The 16,994-nt window shown below is 68.7% G+C and carries 16 protein-coding genes; 13 read left to right on the forward strand and 3 right to left on the reverse strand.

The window, feature by feature from the left end:
- The 4 genes from ACFW2Y_RS27105 to ACFW2Y_RS27120 form a co-directional block, all read left to right on the forward strand.
- A partial coding sequence (locus tag ACFW2Y_RS27105; protein ID WP_384884427.1) for a vitamin B12 dependent-methionine synthase activation domain-containing protein occupies positions 1 to 1,032 on the forward strand: 1,032 nt, incomplete at its 5' end.
- 141 nt (positions 1,033 to 1,173) lie between these two features.
- Positions 1,174 to 1,872 carry an HAD family hydrolase gene (locus ACFW2Y_RS27110; RefSeq protein WP_384884430.1) on the forward strand — a complete coding sequence of 233 codons (699 nt, stop codon included), beginning with the start codon at positions 1,174 to 1,176 and terminating at the stop codon, positions 1,870 to 1,872.
- Between the two features lie 474 nt (positions 1,873 to 2,346).
- Complete coding sequence (locus ACFW2Y_RS27115; RefSeq protein ID WP_384884433.1) at positions 2,347 to 3,936, forward strand: ABC transporter substrate-binding protein; 1,590 nt, start codon at positions 2,347 to 2,349, stop codon at positions 3,934 to 3,936.
- A 67-nt stretch (positions 3,937 to 4,003) separates the two neighbouring features.
- Positions 4,004 to 5,584 (forward strand): ABC transporter substrate-binding protein, encoded by a 1,581-nt coding sequence (locus ACFW2Y_RS27120; RefSeq protein WP_384884436.1) that lies wholly within the window; start codon positions 4,004 to 4,006, stop codon positions 5,582 to 5,584.
- A 74-nt stretch (positions 5,585 to 5,658) separates the two neighbouring features.
- Here ACFW2Y_RS27120 and ACFW2Y_RS27125 read toward each other — a convergent pair whose 3' ends face one another.
- Both ACFW2Y_RS27125 and ACFW2Y_RS27130 read right to left on the reverse strand, forming a co-directional pair.
- The gene (locus ACFW2Y_RS27125) at positions 5,659 to 6,333 is read right to left on the reverse strand and encodes a response regulator (RefSeq protein WP_384884439.1); all 675 of its coding nucleotides are present in this window, start codon (positions 6,331 to 6,333) and stop codon (positions 5,659 to 5,661) included.
- 43 nt (positions 6,334 to 6,376) lie between these two features.
- Positions 6,377 to 7,279, reverse strand: a complete 903-nt coding sequence (locus tag ACFW2Y_RS27130; protein WP_384884441.1) for a RecB family exonuclease — start codon at positions 7,277 to 7,279, stop codon at positions 6,377 to 6,379.
- A 180-nt stretch (positions 7,280 to 7,459) separates the two neighbouring features.
- Between ACFW2Y_RS27130 and ACFW2Y_RS27135 the strand changes: the two genes are divergently transcribed.
- The 3 genes from ACFW2Y_RS27135 (at position 7,460) to ACFW2Y_RS27145 (ending at position 10,306) form a co-directional block, all read left to right on the forward strand.
- The gene (locus ACFW2Y_RS27135; protein WP_384884468.1) at positions 7,460 to 8,593 is read left to right on the forward strand and encodes a site-2 protease family protein; all 1,134 of its coding nucleotides are present in this window, start codon (positions 7,460 to 7,462) and stop codon (positions 8,591 to 8,593) included.
- 19 nt (positions 8,594 to 8,612) lie between these two features.
- Positions 8,613 to 9,500, forward strand: coding sequence for a tRNA (adenine-N1)-methyltransferase (locus ACFW2Y_RS27140; RefSeq protein ID WP_019884997.1), 888 nt, complete (start codon positions 8,613 to 8,615; stop codon positions 9,498 to 9,500).
- A gap of 239 nt (positions 9,501 to 9,739) precedes the next feature.
- Positions 9,740 to 10,306, forward strand: a complete 567-nt coding sequence (locus ACFW2Y_RS27145) for a hypothetical protein (RefSeq protein ID WP_384884444.1) — start codon at positions 9,740 to 9,742, stop codon at positions 10,304 to 10,306.
- Between the two features lie 4 nt (positions 10,307 to 10,310).
- Here the strand turns inward: ACFW2Y_RS27145 and ACFW2Y_RS27150 are convergent, their stop codons facing one another.
- Positions 10,311 to 10,622, reverse strand: coding sequence for a ferredoxin (locus tag ACFW2Y_RS27150; RefSeq protein ID WP_384884447.1), 312 nt, complete (start codon positions 10,620 to 10,622; stop codon positions 10,311 to 10,313).
- A 240-nt stretch (positions 10,623 to 10,862) separates the two neighbouring features.
- Here ACFW2Y_RS27150 and arc point away from each other — a divergent pair, with 240 nt between their 5' ends.
- The 6 genes from arc (at position 10,863) to prcA (ending at position 16,862) form a co-directional block, all read left to right on the forward strand.
- Positions 10,863 to 12,629, forward strand: a complete 1,767-nt coding sequence (gene arc / locus ACFW2Y_RS27155) for a proteasome ATPase (protein ID WP_384884450.1) — start codon at positions 10,863 to 10,865, stop codon at positions 12,627 to 12,629.
- A gap of 191 nt (positions 12,630 to 12,820) precedes the next feature.
- Positions 12,821 to 14,332: a depupylase/deamidase Dop gene (gene dop, locus ACFW2Y_RS27160; RefSeq protein ID WP_384884453.1), complete on the forward strand. Its 1,512-nt coding sequence runs from the start codon at positions 12,821 to 12,823 to the stop codon at positions 14,330 to 14,332.
- A 160-nt stretch (positions 14,333 to 14,492) separates the two neighbouring features.
- Positions 14,493 to 14,705 carry a ubiquitin-like protein Pup gene (locus ACFW2Y_RS27165; RefSeq protein ID WP_384884456.1) on the forward strand — a complete coding sequence of 71 codons (213 nt, stop codon included), beginning with the start codon at positions 14,493 to 14,495 and terminating at the stop codon, positions 14,703 to 14,705.
- A 267-nt stretch (positions 14,706 to 14,972) separates the two neighbouring features.
- Positions 14,973 to 15,266: an endonuclease domain-containing protein gene (locus tag ACFW2Y_RS27170; RefSeq protein WP_384884459.1), complete on the forward strand. Its 294-nt coding sequence runs from the start codon at positions 14,973 to 14,975 to the stop codon at positions 15,264 to 15,266.
- Positions 15,218 to 16,057 (forward strand): proteasome subunit beta, encoded by an 840-nt coding sequence (prcB, locus tag ACFW2Y_RS27175; RefSeq protein ID WP_384884462.1) that lies wholly within the window; start codon positions 15,218 to 15,220, stop codon positions 16,055 to 16,057. The genes ACFW2Y_RS27170 and prcB overlap by 49 nt, the downstream gene beginning before the upstream one ends.
- A 52-nt stretch (positions 16,058 to 16,109) precedes the next feature.
- Entirely contained in the window at positions 16,110 to 16,862 is a 753-nt protein-coding gene (gene prcA, locus ACFW2Y_RS27180; RefSeq protein WP_384884465.1) for a proteasome subunit alpha, read from the forward strand.
- The last annotated feature ends 132 nt before the right edge of the window (positions 16,863 to 16,994 follow it).

Here is a 16,994-nt window from a genome sequence, read left to right on the forward strand (position 1 = left end):
CGCGCCTACGTCGAACAAGACCTCCACGACATCTACCACGGCGAAGTCCGCTACGCCCGCGACGCCTTCGAAGGCCTGCGCCTGATGGACGCCCTCATCGGCGTCAAGCGTGGTGTTCCGGGAGCAGCACTGCCCGAGCTGAAGCAGCGCCGGGTGGCCAAGACGACGGGCAACACGGTCCTTCAGATCAACGAGCCCGAACCGACCGGCCGTTCGGACGTGGCCAGCGACAACCCGGTACCCACCCCACCGTTTTGGGGCACCCGTGTCGTCAAGGGCATCGGACTCAAGGAATACGCCTCCTGGCTGGACGAAGGCGCCCTGTTCAAGGGCCAGTGGGGACTGAAGCAAAACCGGACCGGCGACGGACCGGGCTACGAAGAACTCGTCGAAACCGAAGGCCGCCCCCGACTGCGCGGCCTGCTCGAACGCCTCCACACCGACAACCTGCTGGAAGCCGCCGTGGTCCACGGCTACTTCCCCTGCGTGTCCAAGGGCAACGACCTGATCATCCTGGACGAAACCGGAAGCGAACGCACCCGCTTCTCCTTCCCCCGCCAACAACGAGGCCGCCGCCTGTGCCTGGCCGACTTCTTCCGCCCCGAAGAATCCGGCGAAACCGACGTCATCGGCCTCCAAATCGTCACCGTCGGCTCCAAAATCGGCCAGGCCACCGCCCGCCTCTTCGCCGCCGACGCCTACCGCGACTACCTCGAACTCCACGGCCTGTCCGTCCAACTCGCCGAAGCCCTCGCCGAGTACTGGCACGCCCGCATCCGCGCCGAACTCGGCTACGCCCACGAAGACCCCGAAAAGGTCGAGGACATGTTCGACCTCAAATACCGCGGCGCCCGCTTCTCCCTCGGCTACGGCGCCTGCCCCAACCTGGAAGACCGCACCAAAATCGCCGACCTCCTCCACCCCGAACGCATCGGCGTCCACCTCTCCGAAGAATTCCAACTCCACCCCGAACAATCCACCGACGCCTTCGTCCTCCACCACCCCGAAGCAAAGTACTTCAACGCACGGTAACGACGCACGGTAACCGGGCGGAGTGAATCCGCGCGTTTCAGGTGATCGCGACGTACACTGGTCGGTCCAGTGCAGGCCGGTCTTCCTCCCCGTACCGGGGAGGGGGGCCGGCCTTCTCGTCCCTCCATGGAGGTGTGTCGGATGACCAGTACGGTCCCCGCGTCCCCGTTCCGCATGAACGGCAGCTCCGCCCTGCAGGCGGTCTTCCTCGACATGGACGGGACCCTCGTCGACACGGAGGGTTTCTGGTGGGACGCGGAGGTGGAGGTCTTCGCCGACCTCGGGCACCGGCTGGACGACGCCTGGCGCGATGTCGTCGTCGGCGGCCCGATGTCCCGGAGCGTCGGCTACCTCATCGAATCCACCGGCGCCGACATCACCCTCGCCGAGCTCAGCGTCCTGCTCAACGAGAAGTTCGAGCAGCGCATCGAGCGGGGCGTCCCGCTCATGCCGGGAGCCGAGCGGCTGCTCGCCGAGTTGGCGCGGCACTCCATCCCCACCGCCTTGGTCTCCGCCTCGCACCGGCGGATCATCGACCGGGTGCTCGCCTCCCTCGGTCACGACCGCTTCACGCTCACCGTCGCCGGCGACGAGGTCGTCCAGACCAAGCCGCACCCCGAGCCGTACCTGACGGCCGCCCAGGGCGTCGGGGTCGACCCCGCGCTCTGTGCCGTGATCGAGGACACCGCGACCGGTGTGGCGGCCGGCGAAGCGGCGGGTTGCAGGGTCGTGGCGGTGCCCTCCGTCGCCCCGATCACGGCCTCCCCGGGCCGGGTCGTGGTGCGCTCCCTGGAAGAGGTCGACGTGCCGTTCCTGCGCACGCTGATCACGGGAATTTGAGCTTTTCCTGAGCCTTCCCCGGGTCCCGCCGCGATGAATCCGCTTTCGCCGGCCGGAAAACGATCAGGCCATTCGCCGAAAAGCTCGCAACGTGACCTTGGTCACTCAGAGTGCTGGTCGGTGGGTGGCCTGACTGCGTTCTGTGTCTGGAAAGTGACTGTTTCGGCGTGCCCATGTGTCCCGATTCGATCGGCTGCGTCCGCATCATCCGGCGCATGACTATCGAGCCCATCGCATTCATGATCACTGTGCGATTACCCCCGGGGCGGCCCGTGGTCCGGCAATAGGGGTGCCGCCCACTAATCTTTCGCGAGTACTTCGCCGCATAACCGCGTGCACCGGCGCATACCCAAGTCGCCGTGATCACAGGACCGATCGCAACACCCGGCCCGATCGCTCCCGCCCCGAACGGGCGGCAGGCGGCGGAGTTCCACCACCGCTGTATCCCAGTGCCGGATGAGGAGATCGTCCCTGATGAACCGCAAGACCCTGGTGCTGCCGGCCGTGGCCGGACTGCTCGCCCCCCTGCTCGCCGCCTGCGGCGGTACGGAGGACAGCAGAGCGATCGTCGTGGGCACCACGGACCAGTTCATCGTCACCGACGACGCCCCCGCCCCGCTCGACCCGGCCTACGCCTACGACACCGGCGCCTGGAACATCCTGCGCCAGACGGTCCAGACCCTCCTGCACGTGCCCCGGGGCGGCGGCGAGCCCGTTCCCGAAGCCGCGCAGAGCTGCGGTTTCACCGACAAGGTCAGCGAGAGCTACCGCTGCAAGCTCCGTCCCGGCCTCACCTTCGCGGACGGCACCCCGATCACCGCGGAGGACGTCAAGTTCTCCATCGAGCGGGTCTTGAAGATCAAGTCGGACAACGGAACCGCCGCCCTCCTCGCGAACATCGACACCGTCGAGTCCCAGGGCGCCGACGAGGTCGTCTTCCACCTCAAGACCCCCGACGCCACCTTCCCGTACAAGCTCTCCACCCCGGTCGCCGGCATCCTCAGCAAGGACAAGTACGCCGCTGACGCGCTCCGCGAGGGCTTCGACGTCGACGGTTCGGGGCCGTACACCGTGAAGGTCGAGCACGACGGAGACAAGGCCACCCGCTTCGTCTTCAGCAAGAACCCGCAGTACAAGGGCGACGTCACCCTGCGCAACGACCGGGTCGAGCTGCGCCCCTACGCCGACGCCGGTGCCATGGGCGCGGCCCTGGAGGGCGACGACATCGACATGATGGCGCGCTCCCTGTCGCAGGAGCAGATCAAGAACCTCACGGAGAAGCCCAAGGAGGGCATCCGCGTCACCGAGGTGCCCGGCCTGGAGATCCGCTACCTCGGCTTCAACACCAAGGCCCCCGCCGTCGAGGAGAAGGCCGTCCGCCAGGCCATGGCCGCCGTCGTCGACCGGGGCGCGCTCGTCAACCTCGTCTACGGACCCACCGCCGAGCCGCTCTACTCGCTGATCCCCTCCAGCATCACGGGCCACGCGACCCCCTTCTTCGACGCCTACGGCGAGCCCGACCCGGCCCGCGCCGCCAAGCTCCTCAAGGACGCGGGCGTCCAGACCCCGGTCAAGGTCACCCTGAACTACACCACCGACCACTACGGCGCCGAGACCGCCCAGGAGTTCGAGGCCCTCAAGAAGCAGCTCATCGCCAGCGAGCTCTTCGACGCCACCGTCCAGGGCGCCGAGTGGTCCGAGTTCCGCACGGCCCAGAAGCGCGGCGACTACGCCGTCTACGGCCTCGGCTGGTTCCCGGACTACCCGGACCCCGACAACTACATCGCGCCGTTCCTCGACAGCGACAACTTCCTCAACACCCCGTACGTGAACAAGACCGTCCGGGAGAAGCTCATCCCGCGTTCGCGCCGCCAGGCCGACCGCAACGCCGCCGGACCCGTCTACGCGCAGATCCAGAAGATCGTCGCCGAAGACGTCCCCGTCCTGCCCCTGTGGCAGGGCAAGCAGTACGTCGCCTCGCGCGACGACCTCAACGGAGTCGAGTACGCCCTCAACACCTCCTCCGACCTTCTGCTGTGGGAACTGGGGCGCGGCACCGCCTGACCCCTTCGTTGTCCCGGCCGTGCGACCCTGCGCGGCCGGCCTGACAAGAGATCAAGAGGCAAGTTCTGTGAAGGCACACAACAAGTGGCTGACGGCCCCGCTCGCCGCGGGCCTGTCCGCCGCCCTCCTCAGTGGCTGCGGCACCGAGCAGGGCGGATCAGGCGGCTCCGGAGGGGGCGTACGCGTCGGCATGTCCGACGAGATCCTCGCCACCGACCCCGCGGCCGGCTACGACCCCGGTTCCTGGCTGTTGTTCAACAACGTCTTCCAGTCCCTCCTCGCCTTCCCGAAGGGGGGCTCCGAGCCCGAGCCCGAGGCCGCCGACGAGTGTGACTTCGAAACCGGGAGCAAGGTCTACACCTGCACCCTGCGCGAGGGCCTCACCTTCTCCAACGGCAACAAGCTCACCTCGGAGGACGTCAAGTTCTCCTTCGAGCGGGCCCTCAAGATCGCCGACCCCTCGGGCCCGGCGCCGCTGCTCTCCACCATCGACACCATCGAGACCCCGGACGAGCGGACCGTCGTCTTCCGTCTGAAGGTCCCGGACGCCACCTTCCCCAGCAAGATCGCCTCCGGTGCCGGCTCCATCGTCGATCACCGCGAGTACCCGGCCGACGCGCTCCGCACCGACGGCAAGGCCGTCGGCTCCGGACCGTACAAGTTGGAATCCCTCAGCGAGACCGAGGCCACCTTCTCCGCCAACGCCGGCTACAAGGGCACCGCCCGGCCCAAGAACAACGGGGTCACCCTCAAGCTCTACCAGGGCGACCGCGCCGCCCTCTCCAAGGCCTTCATCGACGGCGACGTGGACGTGGCCTACCGAGGACTCTCCGCCGGCGACATCGCCGCCCTCGAGAACTCCGCCGACACGTCCGGCAAGGGCATCGAGGTCATACCCGGCAGCAGCGCCGAGGTCCAGCACCTCGTCTTCAACATGAACGACCCGGTCGTCGGCAAGCTCGGCGTCCGCAAGGCCATCGCGTACCTCGTCGACCGCGAGGCCCTCGTCGAGAACGTCTACAAGTCGACGGCCACCCCGCTCTACTCGATCGTCCCCGCCGGCATCGCCGGTCACAACACCGCCTTCTTCGACACCTACGGCGACCCCGACGCGGCCAAGGCGAAGAAGGCCCTCCGGGACGCGGGCATCACCGACAAGGTGAAGCTCACCCTCTGGTCCACGCCCAGCCGCTACGGCCCCGCCACCGACCAGGAGCTGGAGGCCATCGCCGCCCAGCTCAACGCCAGCGGCCTCTTCGAGGCCGACGTGAAGTCCGTCGCCTTCAACCAGTACGAGAAGGACATCGCGGCCGGAAAGTACGGCGTCTACGTCAAGGGCTGGGTCCCCGACTACCCCGACGCGGACAACTTCACCAGCCCGTTCTTCGGCAAGGACAACGTGCTCGGGAACCACTACGAGAACGCCGCCATCACCGGCAACCTCATTCCGAAGACCGCCGGCATCGCCGACCGCGCCGCCACGGCCAAGTCGTACGGCCAGATCCAGGACATCGTCGCCGACGAACTCCCGATCATCCCGCTCTGGCAGGGCAAGCAGTACGCCGTCGCCCGCGACGACGTCACCGGCCTCGAGTGGACCCTCGACGCCTCGACGGTCTTCCGCTTCTGGGAGATCCGGAAGGGCTGACCCCTCCACCGACCGCACGGGGCCCGGCGCGCATGACGTGCGCCGGGCCCCGTGTCCGTTTTCCGCGCGACCGGCTACTGTCCGCCGCCGGGTCGCACCAGACCGCTCTCGTACGCGTACACCGCGGCCTGTACGCGGTCCCGGAGCCCCAGCTTCGTCAGTACGTGCCCCACGTGCGTCTTCACCGTCGTCTCGCTGACGAACAGGTCGGCCGCGATCTCCGCGTTCGACAGGCCGCGCGCCACCAGCTTCAGCACCTCCACCTCACGGTCCGTCAGGGTGCCCAGGGCATCGGGCACCTGCTCCTCGCCGGTCGGCAGGTGCGCCGAGTACTTGTCGAGCAGCCGGCGCGTGATCGACGGCGCGAGCATCGCCTCGCCCGCCGCCACCACCCTGATCGCCTGCACCAGCTCGTTCGCCGGAGCGTCCTTCAGGAGGAAGCCGCTCGCCCCCGCCCGCAGCGCCTCCACCACGTACTCGTCCAGGTCGAAGGTCGTCAGGACCAGCACCTTCGCCGGCCCGTCCCGCCCCGGACCCGTGATCTGCCGGGTCGCCTCCACGCCGTCCATCCGCGGCATCCGGATGTCCATCAGCACCACGTCCGGCTGCAGGGCGCGCACCTGCTCCTGTGCCTGCAGGCCGTCTCCGGCCTCGCCCACCACCGCGATGTCCTGCTCCGCCTCCAGGATCATCCGGAATCCGGTCCGCAGCAGCGGCTGATCGTCGACCAACAGGACGCGGATCGTCACAGGGGGCTCCATTCACGGGGCTGGGCTCGCAGGGGCGCCCCCACTACGGTGCGGGCGGGGCCGGGTCCATTCTGCCCTGTCCGGATTCGCCCGACTCCGGCGGGCGCACGGGAACGATCTTCAGCGGATAGGCCGGGGGAGTCCCGCCGAACTCCGGACAGACGGCCTGATGATCGCACCAGCCGCACAGGCGCGTCGGCCGTGGCCTCCAGTCCCCCGACTCCGTCGCCAGCCGGATCGCATCCCACAGTGCGAGCAGCTTCCGCTCCACCCGGAGCAGGTCCGCCTCCACCGGGTCGTAGGTCAGCACCTCACCGCTCCCCAGGTACACCAGCTGCAGCCGCCGCGGGACGACGCCCTTCAAGCGCCACACCACCAGCGCGTAGAACGTCATCTGGAACAGCGCACCGTCGCGGTACTCGGGCCGGGGTGCCTTCCCCGTCTTGTAGTCCACGATCCGCACCTCACCCGAAGGCGCCACGTCGACCCGGTCGATCACCCCCCGCAGCCGCAACCCCGACTCCAGCTCCGTCTCCACGAACAGCTCGCGCTCGGCCGGCTCCAGACGCGTCGGATCCTCCAGCGTGAACCACCGCTCGACCAGCTGCTCCGCCTCGTCCAGCCAACCCGCGAGACGCGCCCCGTCGGGGTCCTCGGCGAACAGCTCGCCCAGCTCCGGCCGCGAGGCGAGAAGCCGCTCCCACTGCCCCGGCACCATCGCCCTCGCCCGCGGTGCCGTCCGCTCCGCCGCGGGATCGTCGAAGAGCCGCTCGAGCACCGCGTGCACCAGGGTGCCCCGCGTCGCCGCCGCACTCGGCTTCTCCGGCAGTCGGTCGATCACCCGGAACCGGTACAGCAGCGGACACTGCATGAAATCGCTCGCCCGCGAGGGCGACAACGACATGGGCACCCGGGGCTCCACCGGCCCCTGCTCGCTCGTACTCATGACGAAGACCCTACGACCCACCACCGACATGGATCGGAATACCATCGACCTGGGACCCCGTCGCGCTGCATGATCGAACCGTGACGCACCGATGTGGGTCGCGCCGCGCGACGAGAGGAACACGTGAACCAGGACGAGCCCAAGCCGCAGCGGACCGAGGAGCCCGGCGGAGGGATCCTCATGGGCCGCCCCTTCGGCGTGCCCGTCTACGTCGCCCCCAGTTGGTTCCTCGTCGCCGCCCTCATCACCTGGGTCTTCGGCGACCAGATCGAGCGCGTCCTGCCGGAGATCGGCGCCGCCCGCTACCTGGTCTCCCTCTTCTTCGCCGTCGCCTTCTACGCCTCCGTACTCGTCCACGAACTGGCGCACACCGTCGCGGCACTCCGCTTCAAGCTCCCGGTGCGCCGCATCCAGCTCCAGTTCTTCGGCGGCGTCTCCGAGATCGAGAAGGAGACCGAAACCCCCGGCCGGGAGTTCGTCCTCGCCTTCGTCGGTCCCCTCCTCTCCCTCGTCCTCGCCGGCGTCTTCTACCTCTCCCTGTACGCCGTCGAGCCCGGCACCGTCCCGGGGGTCCTCCTCGCCGGTCTGATGATCTCCAACCTGATCGTGGCGATCTTCAACCTGCTCCCCGGCCTCCCGCTCGACGGGGGCCGCATGCTCCGCGCCGTCGTCTGGAAGATCACCGGCAAGCCCATGAGCGGCACCGTCGCCGCCGCCTGGGTCGGTCGCGCCCTCGCCGTCCTCGTCCTCATCGGCCTGCCCGTCCTCACCCGCACCGGCCTCCTGGGCAACTCCACCGACGACATCAGCGGCTTCACCACCGTCACCGACGCCCTGCTCGCCGCGATCCTCGCCGCCATCATCTGGACGGGTGCCGGCAACAGCCTCCGCATGGCCCGCCTCCGCGAGCACCTCCCCGAGCTCCGGGCCCGAGCCCTCACCCGTCGCGCCATCCCCGTCGAACCCGCGACCCCCCTCTCCGAGGCCCTGCGCCGAGCCAACGAGGCGGGTGCCCGCGCCCTCGTCGTCGCCGACGGCGCCGGCGAACCCACCGGCATCGTCCGCGAGGCGGCCATCGCCGCCGTGCCCCAGCACCGTCGCCCCTGGGTGGCCGTCAGCACGCTCTCCCAAGACCTGGCCGACGGCATGCGCGTTCCGGCCGAACTCACCGGCCAGCCCCTCCTCGACCACCTCCGGGCCCACCCCGCCACCGAGTACCTCGTGGTCGAGGAGACCGGCGAGATCTACGGCGTCCTCTCCACGGCGGACGTCGAGCGCGCCTTCGTGAAGGCCATGGCACGCCCCTCCTCCTGAGCCCGGTACTCTTGTTCACATGTCCGAACCGACCGGTGCCGCCCGCCGTCGCGGGCCCTTCAAGGTCGGGGACCAGGTCCAGCTCACCGACCCCAAGGGACGCCACTACACGTTCACGCTCGAGGCCGGGAAGAACTTCCACACCCACAAGGGTTCCTTCCCCCACGACGAGCTGATCGGTGCTCCCGAGGGCAGTGTTGTCCGTACCACGGGAAACGTCGCCTACCTCGCGCTGCGCCCCCTGCTCCCCGACTACGTCCTGTCCATGCCCCGCGGCGCCGCCGTGGTCTACCCGAAGGACGCGGGACAGATCCTCGCCTTCGCCGACATCTTCCCCGGCGCGCGCGTCGTCGAAGCCGGCGTGGGCTCGGGCTCGCTCAGCAGTTTCCTGCTCCGCGCCATCGGCGACAGCGGCATGCTGCACTCCTACGAGCGCCGCGAGGACTTCGCCGAGATCGCGAAGGGCAACGTCGAGCGTTACTTCGGCGGTCCCCACCCCGCGTGGCAGCTGACCGTCGGCGACCTCCAGGACAACCTGTCCGACACCGACGTAGACCGCGTCATCCTCGACATGCTCGCCCCCTGGGAGTGCCTGGAGGCGGTCTCCAAGGCGCTTGTCCCCGGCGGCATCCTCTGCTGCTACGTGGCCACCACCACCCAGCTCGCCCGCACCGTGGAGTCCATCCGCGAGTTCGGCTGCTACGCCGAGCCGCAGCCCTGGGAGTCCATGATCCGCAACTGGCACGTCGAGGGCCTCGCCGTCCGCCCCGATCACCGCATGATCGGCCACACCGGCTTCCTCGTCACCGCCCGCCGCCTCGCCGACGGCGTCGAGCCGCCGATGCGCCGCCGCCGCCCCGCCAAGGGTGCCTACGGCGAGGACTACGAGGGCCCCAACAAGGGCTGACGTCCCTGACGGGGCCTCGACCCGGCACACCGGGCTGACGCCCCGTGAAGGGCTGACGCTCCGACACCCGCACCGCGCCGCCGTCGGTTTCCCCGCCCGTACGAGGAAACCGACGGCGGCCTCCTCATGCCCGCCGCGGCCCGTGCCGAGCCCGGTCGCCCCCACCTGTTCCGTCGCCCTGTGACGTGTGGCACGATGCCCCGAAGCCCCGTCGCACCACCCCACAGGAGACGTCTCGCGTGCAGCCCTCCGCCACCCCGGACCTCGCGGACCTCGCCCACACCCATGCCCGACCGGCGCACTGGCTGGCCACCGCCACCGCGACCGCCGCGGTCGTCGCCCTCGCCGGACTGCTCCAGCCCGGCCCCGCCGGAGCCACCGGCACCCCGACCCCGATGCCCGCCCCCGAGGCGTCTGGAGCCGACTACCCCCTGGAGTGCGGAGGCGCCCCGAGCACGGTCTCGAAGCGGGCCACCGGAGACCTCGACGGCGACGGAAACCCCGAGACCGTTGCAGCCGTGCACTGCGAAGCCGGCTCCGGCACCCCGCCGAGCGGCGTCTACGTGCTCACCAGGGGCACGGAGGACGGAGCTCCCGCGCGGGTGGTCGCCACGCTCGTCGCGCCCGAGCAGCACCGGAGCGTGACCGAGCTCGTCGTCCGCGACGGAGCCGTACGAGCGACCCTGCTCGGCTACTCGTCCCCCGACGTGCCCAGCTGCTGTCCCGATGAGAACGAGCAGGTCAGCTGGCGCTGGCACAGCGGTGCCTTCGTCCGCAGCAGCCCGCCCGGGGCGCCGAGCGCCTGAGCCCTCACTCGGCGTCGGGACCGTACACCTCGACGCCGTCGGCGACCCGGCGCACGTGGATGCAGTCGCCCGGGCACTCCTTCGCGGAGTCCACCACGTCCTGGAGCAGGGGCAGCGGCACCGGCGTGGTGGCACCCGCGTCCTGCAGCAGTTCGTCGTCGGCGCTCTTCACATAAGCGAGCCCGTCGATGTCCAGCTCGAAGACCTCGGGAGCGTACTGCGCGCAGATCCCGTCCCCGGTGCACAGGTCCTGGTCGATCCAGACCTCCAGCGCTTCTTCGGCGCCCTTCGCCGGGGCCTCATGCTGCACGGTCATATCTCCTGCCGTTTCTGCTTCGCGCTATAAGTCGGGCCACCCCTGACGGGTGTTGACCAATGACGACGATACAACCGCCCGCTTTCAGACGGTGAAGGGTGGGTATTCCCCTGGCGAGAGGGGAAGCGCAAGGGTGAAGATCGGACACACCCCGGAGTCTTTTTGATCTAGGGGTTTCAATCACCACCCACGCAGGTAGGGTCAGGAAGCGTCCAGCTCCCCTTGGAGGAGGTGAGGACCGTGGCAGCCCACGACGACGACATCAACCGCGGCATCCGGCCGGGGCGGGGGTCTGAAGACCCCGCCGGCCAGGTTGCCTATCTCGAGCAGGAAATCGCCGTCCTGCGCCGCAAGCTCGCCGACTCTCCGCGACACACGAGGATTCTCGAGGAGCGGATCGTCGAGCTGCAGACCAACCTGGCCGGCGTGTCCGCGCAGAACGAGCGGCTCGCGCACACGCTCCGTGAGGCCCGCGACCAGATCGTGGCCCTCAAGGAGGAGGTCGACCGGCTCGCGCAGCCGCCGGCCGGTTTCGGTGTCTTCCTGCAGGCCAATGAGGACGGCACGTGCGACATCTTCACAGGCGGTCGCAAGCTCCGGGTGAACGTCAGCCCGAGCATTGAGCTCGAAGAGCTCAAGCGGGGCCAGGAAGTCATGCTCAACGAAGCGCTCAACGTGGTCGAGGCCATGGAATTCGAGCGGGCCGGGGACATCGTCACCCTCAAGGAGATCCTTGAGGACGGCGAGCGCGCCCTGGTGGTGGGGCACACCGACGAGGAGCGGGTGGTGCGGCTCGCCGAGCCGCTGCTGGACGTCACCATTCGCGCCGGCGACGCCCTGCTGCTCGACTCCAGGTCCGGCTACGTCTACGAAGTGGTCCCCAAGAGCGAGGTCGAAGAGCTCGTTCTGGAAGAGGTCCCGGACGTCGACTACGACAAGATCGGCGGCCTGGGCAACCAGATCGAGCTGATCCGCGACGCGGTCGAACTCCCGTACCTCCACCCGGACCTCTTCAAGGAGCACGAACTGAGGCCGCCCAAGGGCATCCTGCTCTACGGCCCGCCCGGTTGCGGCAAGACGCTGATCGCGAAGGCCGTGGCCAACTCCCTGGCCAAGAAGGTCGCCGAGGTGACCGGTCAGCCCGCGGGGAAGTCCTACTTCCTCAACATCAAGGGCCCCGAGCTCCTCAACAAGTACGTCGGCGAGACCGAGCGGCACATCCGCCTCGTCTTCCAGCGTGCCCGGGAGAAGGCGAGCGAGGGCACCCCCGTCATCGTCTTCTTCGACGAGATGGAGTCCCTCTTCCGCACCCGCGGCTCCGGTGTCAGCTCGGACGTGGAGAACACCATCGTCCCGCAGCTGCTCGCCGAGATCGACGGTGTGGAGGGGCTGGAGAACGTCATCGTCATCGGCGCCTCCAACCGCGAGGACATGATCGACCCCGCGATCCTGCGGCCCGGCCGGCTCGACGTCAAGATCAAGATCGAGCGTCCGGACGCGGAGGCCGCGAAGGACATCTTCGCGAAGTACCTCACGGCCAACCTTCCGCTCCACGCGGACGACATTTCCGAGCACAGTGGTTCGAAGGACGCGGCTGCTCACGGAATGATCCAGTCCGTCGTCGAGCAGATGTACGCGGAGTCCGAGGAGAACCGCTTCCTCGAAGTCACGTACGCCAATGGCGACAAGGAAGTCCTGTACTTCAAGGACTTCAACTCCGGCGCGATGATCCAGAACATCGTCGACCGAGCCAAGAAGATGGCCATCAAGGCCTTCCTCGACCACAACCAGAAGGGCATCCGGGTCTCCCACCTCCTCCAGGCGTGCGTGGACGAGTTCAAGGAGAACGAGGACCTGCCCAACACGACCAACCCCGACGACTGGGCCCGGATCTCCGGAAAGAAGGGCGAGCGGATCGTGTTCATCCGTACGCTCGTCACCGGAAAGCAGGGCGCGGACACCGGACGCTCCATCGACACGGTGGCCAATACCGGTCAGTACCTGTAAAACGCCCACCGGCTGCGGATGTCCGGAAACCGGGCATCCGCAGCCGACGCATTCCATCCAGTATTTCCCTCAGCACCACAGGGAAACAGGGAAATACTGCAATCGATCTCCCCACCAGCGCGGAGCCGTTCTAGGCTCATCGGTACCCGCCGAGTCGCGCACCGTGAGCGCCGCCGGGCAAGGAGGGCCGCATGACCGTACGGCGAGTAATGGGCATCGAGACGGAGTACGGGATCTCCGTCCCGGGACACCCGAACGCCAATGCCATGCTCACCTCGTCCCAGATCGTCAATGCCTACGCGGCGGCGATGCACCGGGCGCGCCGCGCCCGCTGGGACTTCGAGGAGGAGAATCCGCTGCGGGACGCCCGCGGCTTCGACCTCGCCCGCGAGGCCGCAGACTCCAGCCAGCTCACCGATGAGGACATCGGCCTGGCGAACGTGATCCTCACCAACGGGGCCCGTCTCTACGTGGACCACGCCCACCCCGAGTACAGCTCTCCCGAGGTCACCAATCCGCGTGACGCCGTGCTCTGGGACAAGGCCGGCGAGCGGATCATGGCGGAGGCCGCCGAGCGCGCCGCCCAGCTCCCTGGGGCCCAGCCCATCCACCTCTACAAGAACAACACCGACAACAAGGGCGCCTCCTACGGCACGCACGAGAACTACCTGATGAAGCGGGAGACCCCCTTCTCGGACATCGTGCGCCATCTGACCCCCTTCTTCGTCTCCCGCCAGGTCGTCACCGGCGCGGGACGGGTCGGCATCGGCCAGGACGGACGCGAGGACGGCTTCCAGATCAGCCAGCGCGCGGACTACTTCGAGGTCGAGGTGGGCCTGGAGACCACCCTCAAGCGGCCCATCATCAACACCCGGGACGAGCCGCACGCCGACGCCGACAAGTACCGTCGGCTGCACGTGATCATCGGGGACGCCAACCTCTCGGAGATCTCGACCTACCTCAAGCTGGGCACCACGGCGCTGGTGCTCTCGATGATCGAGGACGGCTTCATCACCGTCGACCTCGCCGTCGACCAGCCCGTGCGCACCCTCCACCAGATCTCGCACGACCCCGGCCTCCAGTACCTGGTCACGCTCCGGAGCGGCCGGACGCTCACCGCAGTCCAGCTCCAGATGGAGTACTTCGAGCTGGCCAGGAAGTACGTGGAAGAGCGTTACGGCTCGGACGCGGACGAGCAGACCATGGACGTCCTCGCGCGCTGGGAGGACACCCTGGGGCGCCTGGAGAGCGATCCGATGAGCCTGGCCGGTGAGCTGGACTGGATCGCCAAGCGCGAGCTCATGGAGGGCTACCGCCGCCGCGACGGCCTGGACTGGGACGCGGCCAGGCTCCACCTGGTGGACCTCCAGTACGCGGACGTGCGGCCCGAGAAGGGCCTCTACAACCGTCTGGTGGCCCGCGGGCGGATGAAGCGCCTCCTGGCGGAGACGGAGGTGGAGCGGGCCGAGGCCGCGCCTCCCGAGGACACCAGGGCGTACTTCCGGGGGCGGTGCCTGGCGCAGTACGCCGACGACGTCGCCGCCGCCTCCTGGGACTCGGTCATCTTCGACCTGCCCGGTCGGGACTCCCTCCAGCGGGTCCCGACCCTGGAACCACTGCGCGGCACCAAGGCCCACGTGAAATCGCTCCTGGACCGCTGCCAGACCGCAGAGGAACTCGTCCGGGTGCTGTCGGGCAGCTGAACAGGGGGCCCGGTTCGGGCCTGAAATGCCCCGGTGCTGGGAATCATGGAAACAGTGCCCGGGCGTTGTGGAAACTGCGGGGCCGATGTCAGGCCCTGCCTATAGGGTCTGATCTTGTACGGACTCAACCGAGCGGGCCGATTCGAGCGGGGTGAGGGATATGGCGACCAAGGACACCGGCGGCGGACAGCAGAAGGCGACGCGCTCCACGGAGGAGGTCGAGGAGACCACCACGGAGGCGAGCTCCGACCTCCAGGAGCGTCAGGAGAAGCTCGACGACGACGTCGACTCGATTCTCGACGAAATCGACGACGTGCTCGAGTCGAATGCCGAAGACTTCGTTCGAAGCTTCGTGCAAAAGGGTGGAGAGTGATTCCGCCTTTGATGTGAAGGCGGCTCGGGGGCGGGAACGTGACGGTGGAAGTTACCACGCGGTGTGGTCGGTGTGGCGGGACCACACGGCCCGGTGATTCCGCCGGCGATCGGGGGCCGTGCGGCTCGCAGGGATCGTGCGGGCCGCACGCTTTCCGAGGCTCCGGTAGGAGCGGACCGCCTCCGGTCAGCAGAACCGGCCGTGGGCCCACGTGCCCGCGTCCCCTTCTGCGTCTCGCTCGCCCTCGTCGGACCCACGACGTTGCGGATGCCCCGGGTCCGGCTCCTCCGGGTGCCGGTGGGGCGTCACCGGGGTCGAGCGCGGCGGGACGACGCGCCTCGGGCGTCCGTCCCCCACGTCCGTCCCGCCGCACCAGCAGTTCATGTGGATCACTGCCGTGAGACGGGTAGGGTCCGGGACGTACTGTGCTTCAACTGTAATTCGGCCATCGGCAAGTTGGGAGACGATCCCGACACCCTTCGTCGGGCCATCTCATCACTGGAGGGAAACGCGTGGAAGCCAACACTCGTAGCACCGGGCGTCTACCAGCTGCCTTCCTGACGCCGGGCTCGTCCTCGTTCATGGACTTCCTGGCCGACCATTCGCCGGAACTGCTCCCGGGCAACCGGAAGCTTCCGGAGGGGATCGTCGAGGCGCCGCACGGCACGACCATCGTGGCCGCCACGTTCTCCGGAGGCGTGGTGCTCGCCGGTGACCGGCGGGCGACCATGGGGAACATGATCGCGCAGCGGGACATCGAGAAGGTGTTCCCGGCCGACGAGTACTCGGCCGTCGGCATCGCCGGTACCGCCGGCCTCGCTGTGGAGATGGTGAAGCTGTTCCAGCTGGAACTGGAGCACTTCGAGAAGGTGGAGGGGGCGACGCTCTCCCTGGAGGGCAAGGCGAACCGTCTCTCCACCATGATCCGGGGCAACCTCGGCATGGCCATGCAGGGACTCGCCGTCGTGCCGCTCTTCGCGGGCTGGGACGAGGGCAAGGAGAAGGGCCGGATCTTCTCGTACGACGTGACCGGCGGTCGCTCCGAGGAGCACGGGTACGCCGCCACCGGCTCCGGCTCGATCTTCGCGCGCGGGTCGATGAAGAAGCTGTACCGCGACGACCTGACCGAGGAGCAGGCCACCACCCTGGTGGTGCAGGCGCTGTACGACGCGGCGGACGACGACTCGGCGACCGGCGGCCCGGACCTGGCCCGCAGGATCTTCCCGATCGTCACCGTCATCACCGAGGAGGGCTTCCGCAGGCTCAGCGAGGCGGAGTCCTCCGAGCTGGCCCGGTCGATCACCGAGCGGCGGTTGGAGCAGCCCGACGGGCCGCGCGCCGCCCTGCTCTGACCGTTCCTCGCCCTCAGAAGCCCTTCAGACCGGAAGAAAGGGACGGTAGCCGGTGTCCACGCCGTTCTATGTCTCACCCCAGCAGGCCATGGCCGACCGGGCCGAGTACGCCCGCAAGGGCATCGCCCGCGGCCGTAGCCTGGTCGTCCTCCAGTACACCGACGGGATCGTCTTCGTCGGTGAGAACCCGTCCCGAGCGCTGCACAAGTTCAGCGAGATCTACGACCGGATCGGCTTCGCCGCCGCCGGCAAGTACAACGAGTACGAGAACCTCCGCATCGGCGGTGTGCGCTACGCCGACCTGAGGGGGTACACCTACGACCGGGACGACGTCACCGCACGCGGCCTGGCCAACGTCTACGCGCAGACCCTGGGCACGATCTTCTCCAGCGCGGGGGAGAAGCCCTACGAGGTGGAGCTGGTCGTCGCCGAGGTCGGCTCCGAAGCGGAAGGCGACCAGATCTACCGGCTGCCGCACGACGGCTCGATCGTGGACGAGCACGGCTCGGTCGCGGTCGGCGGGAACGCGGAGCAGATCAGCTCCTTCCTCGACCAGCGGCACCGGGACGGCATGTCCCTGGCCGAGGCCCTGAAGCTGGCCGTGCAGGCGCTCTCGCGGGACACCAACGGCACCGAGCGGGAGATTCCCGCGGAGCGCCTGGAGGTGGCCGTCCTGGACCGCACGCGTCCGCAGCAGCGCAAGTTCAAGCGCATCGTCGGGCGTCAGCTCTCGCGCCTCCTGGAGGCGGACGACGCGGCGGCGGCCCGGACGGACGAGCCCTCGGACGAGGCATCCGAGGAGTAGTCGGCAGTGCCCGGAGGGGCCCCGGTCCGCGTGGAGGCGGATGCCGTTGGTTAATTCGGGGCCTGCCTACTTCGCCCTGTCGATCGTTTGGTCGGCGGGGCGAAGTGCTGCGAAGTGGCTGGTGCGGGTGCG

The organism is Streptomyces sp. NPDC058877 (assembly GCF_042742855.1).
Lineage (GTDB): Bacteria > Actinomycetota > Actinomycetes > Streptomycetales > Streptomycetaceae > Streptomyces.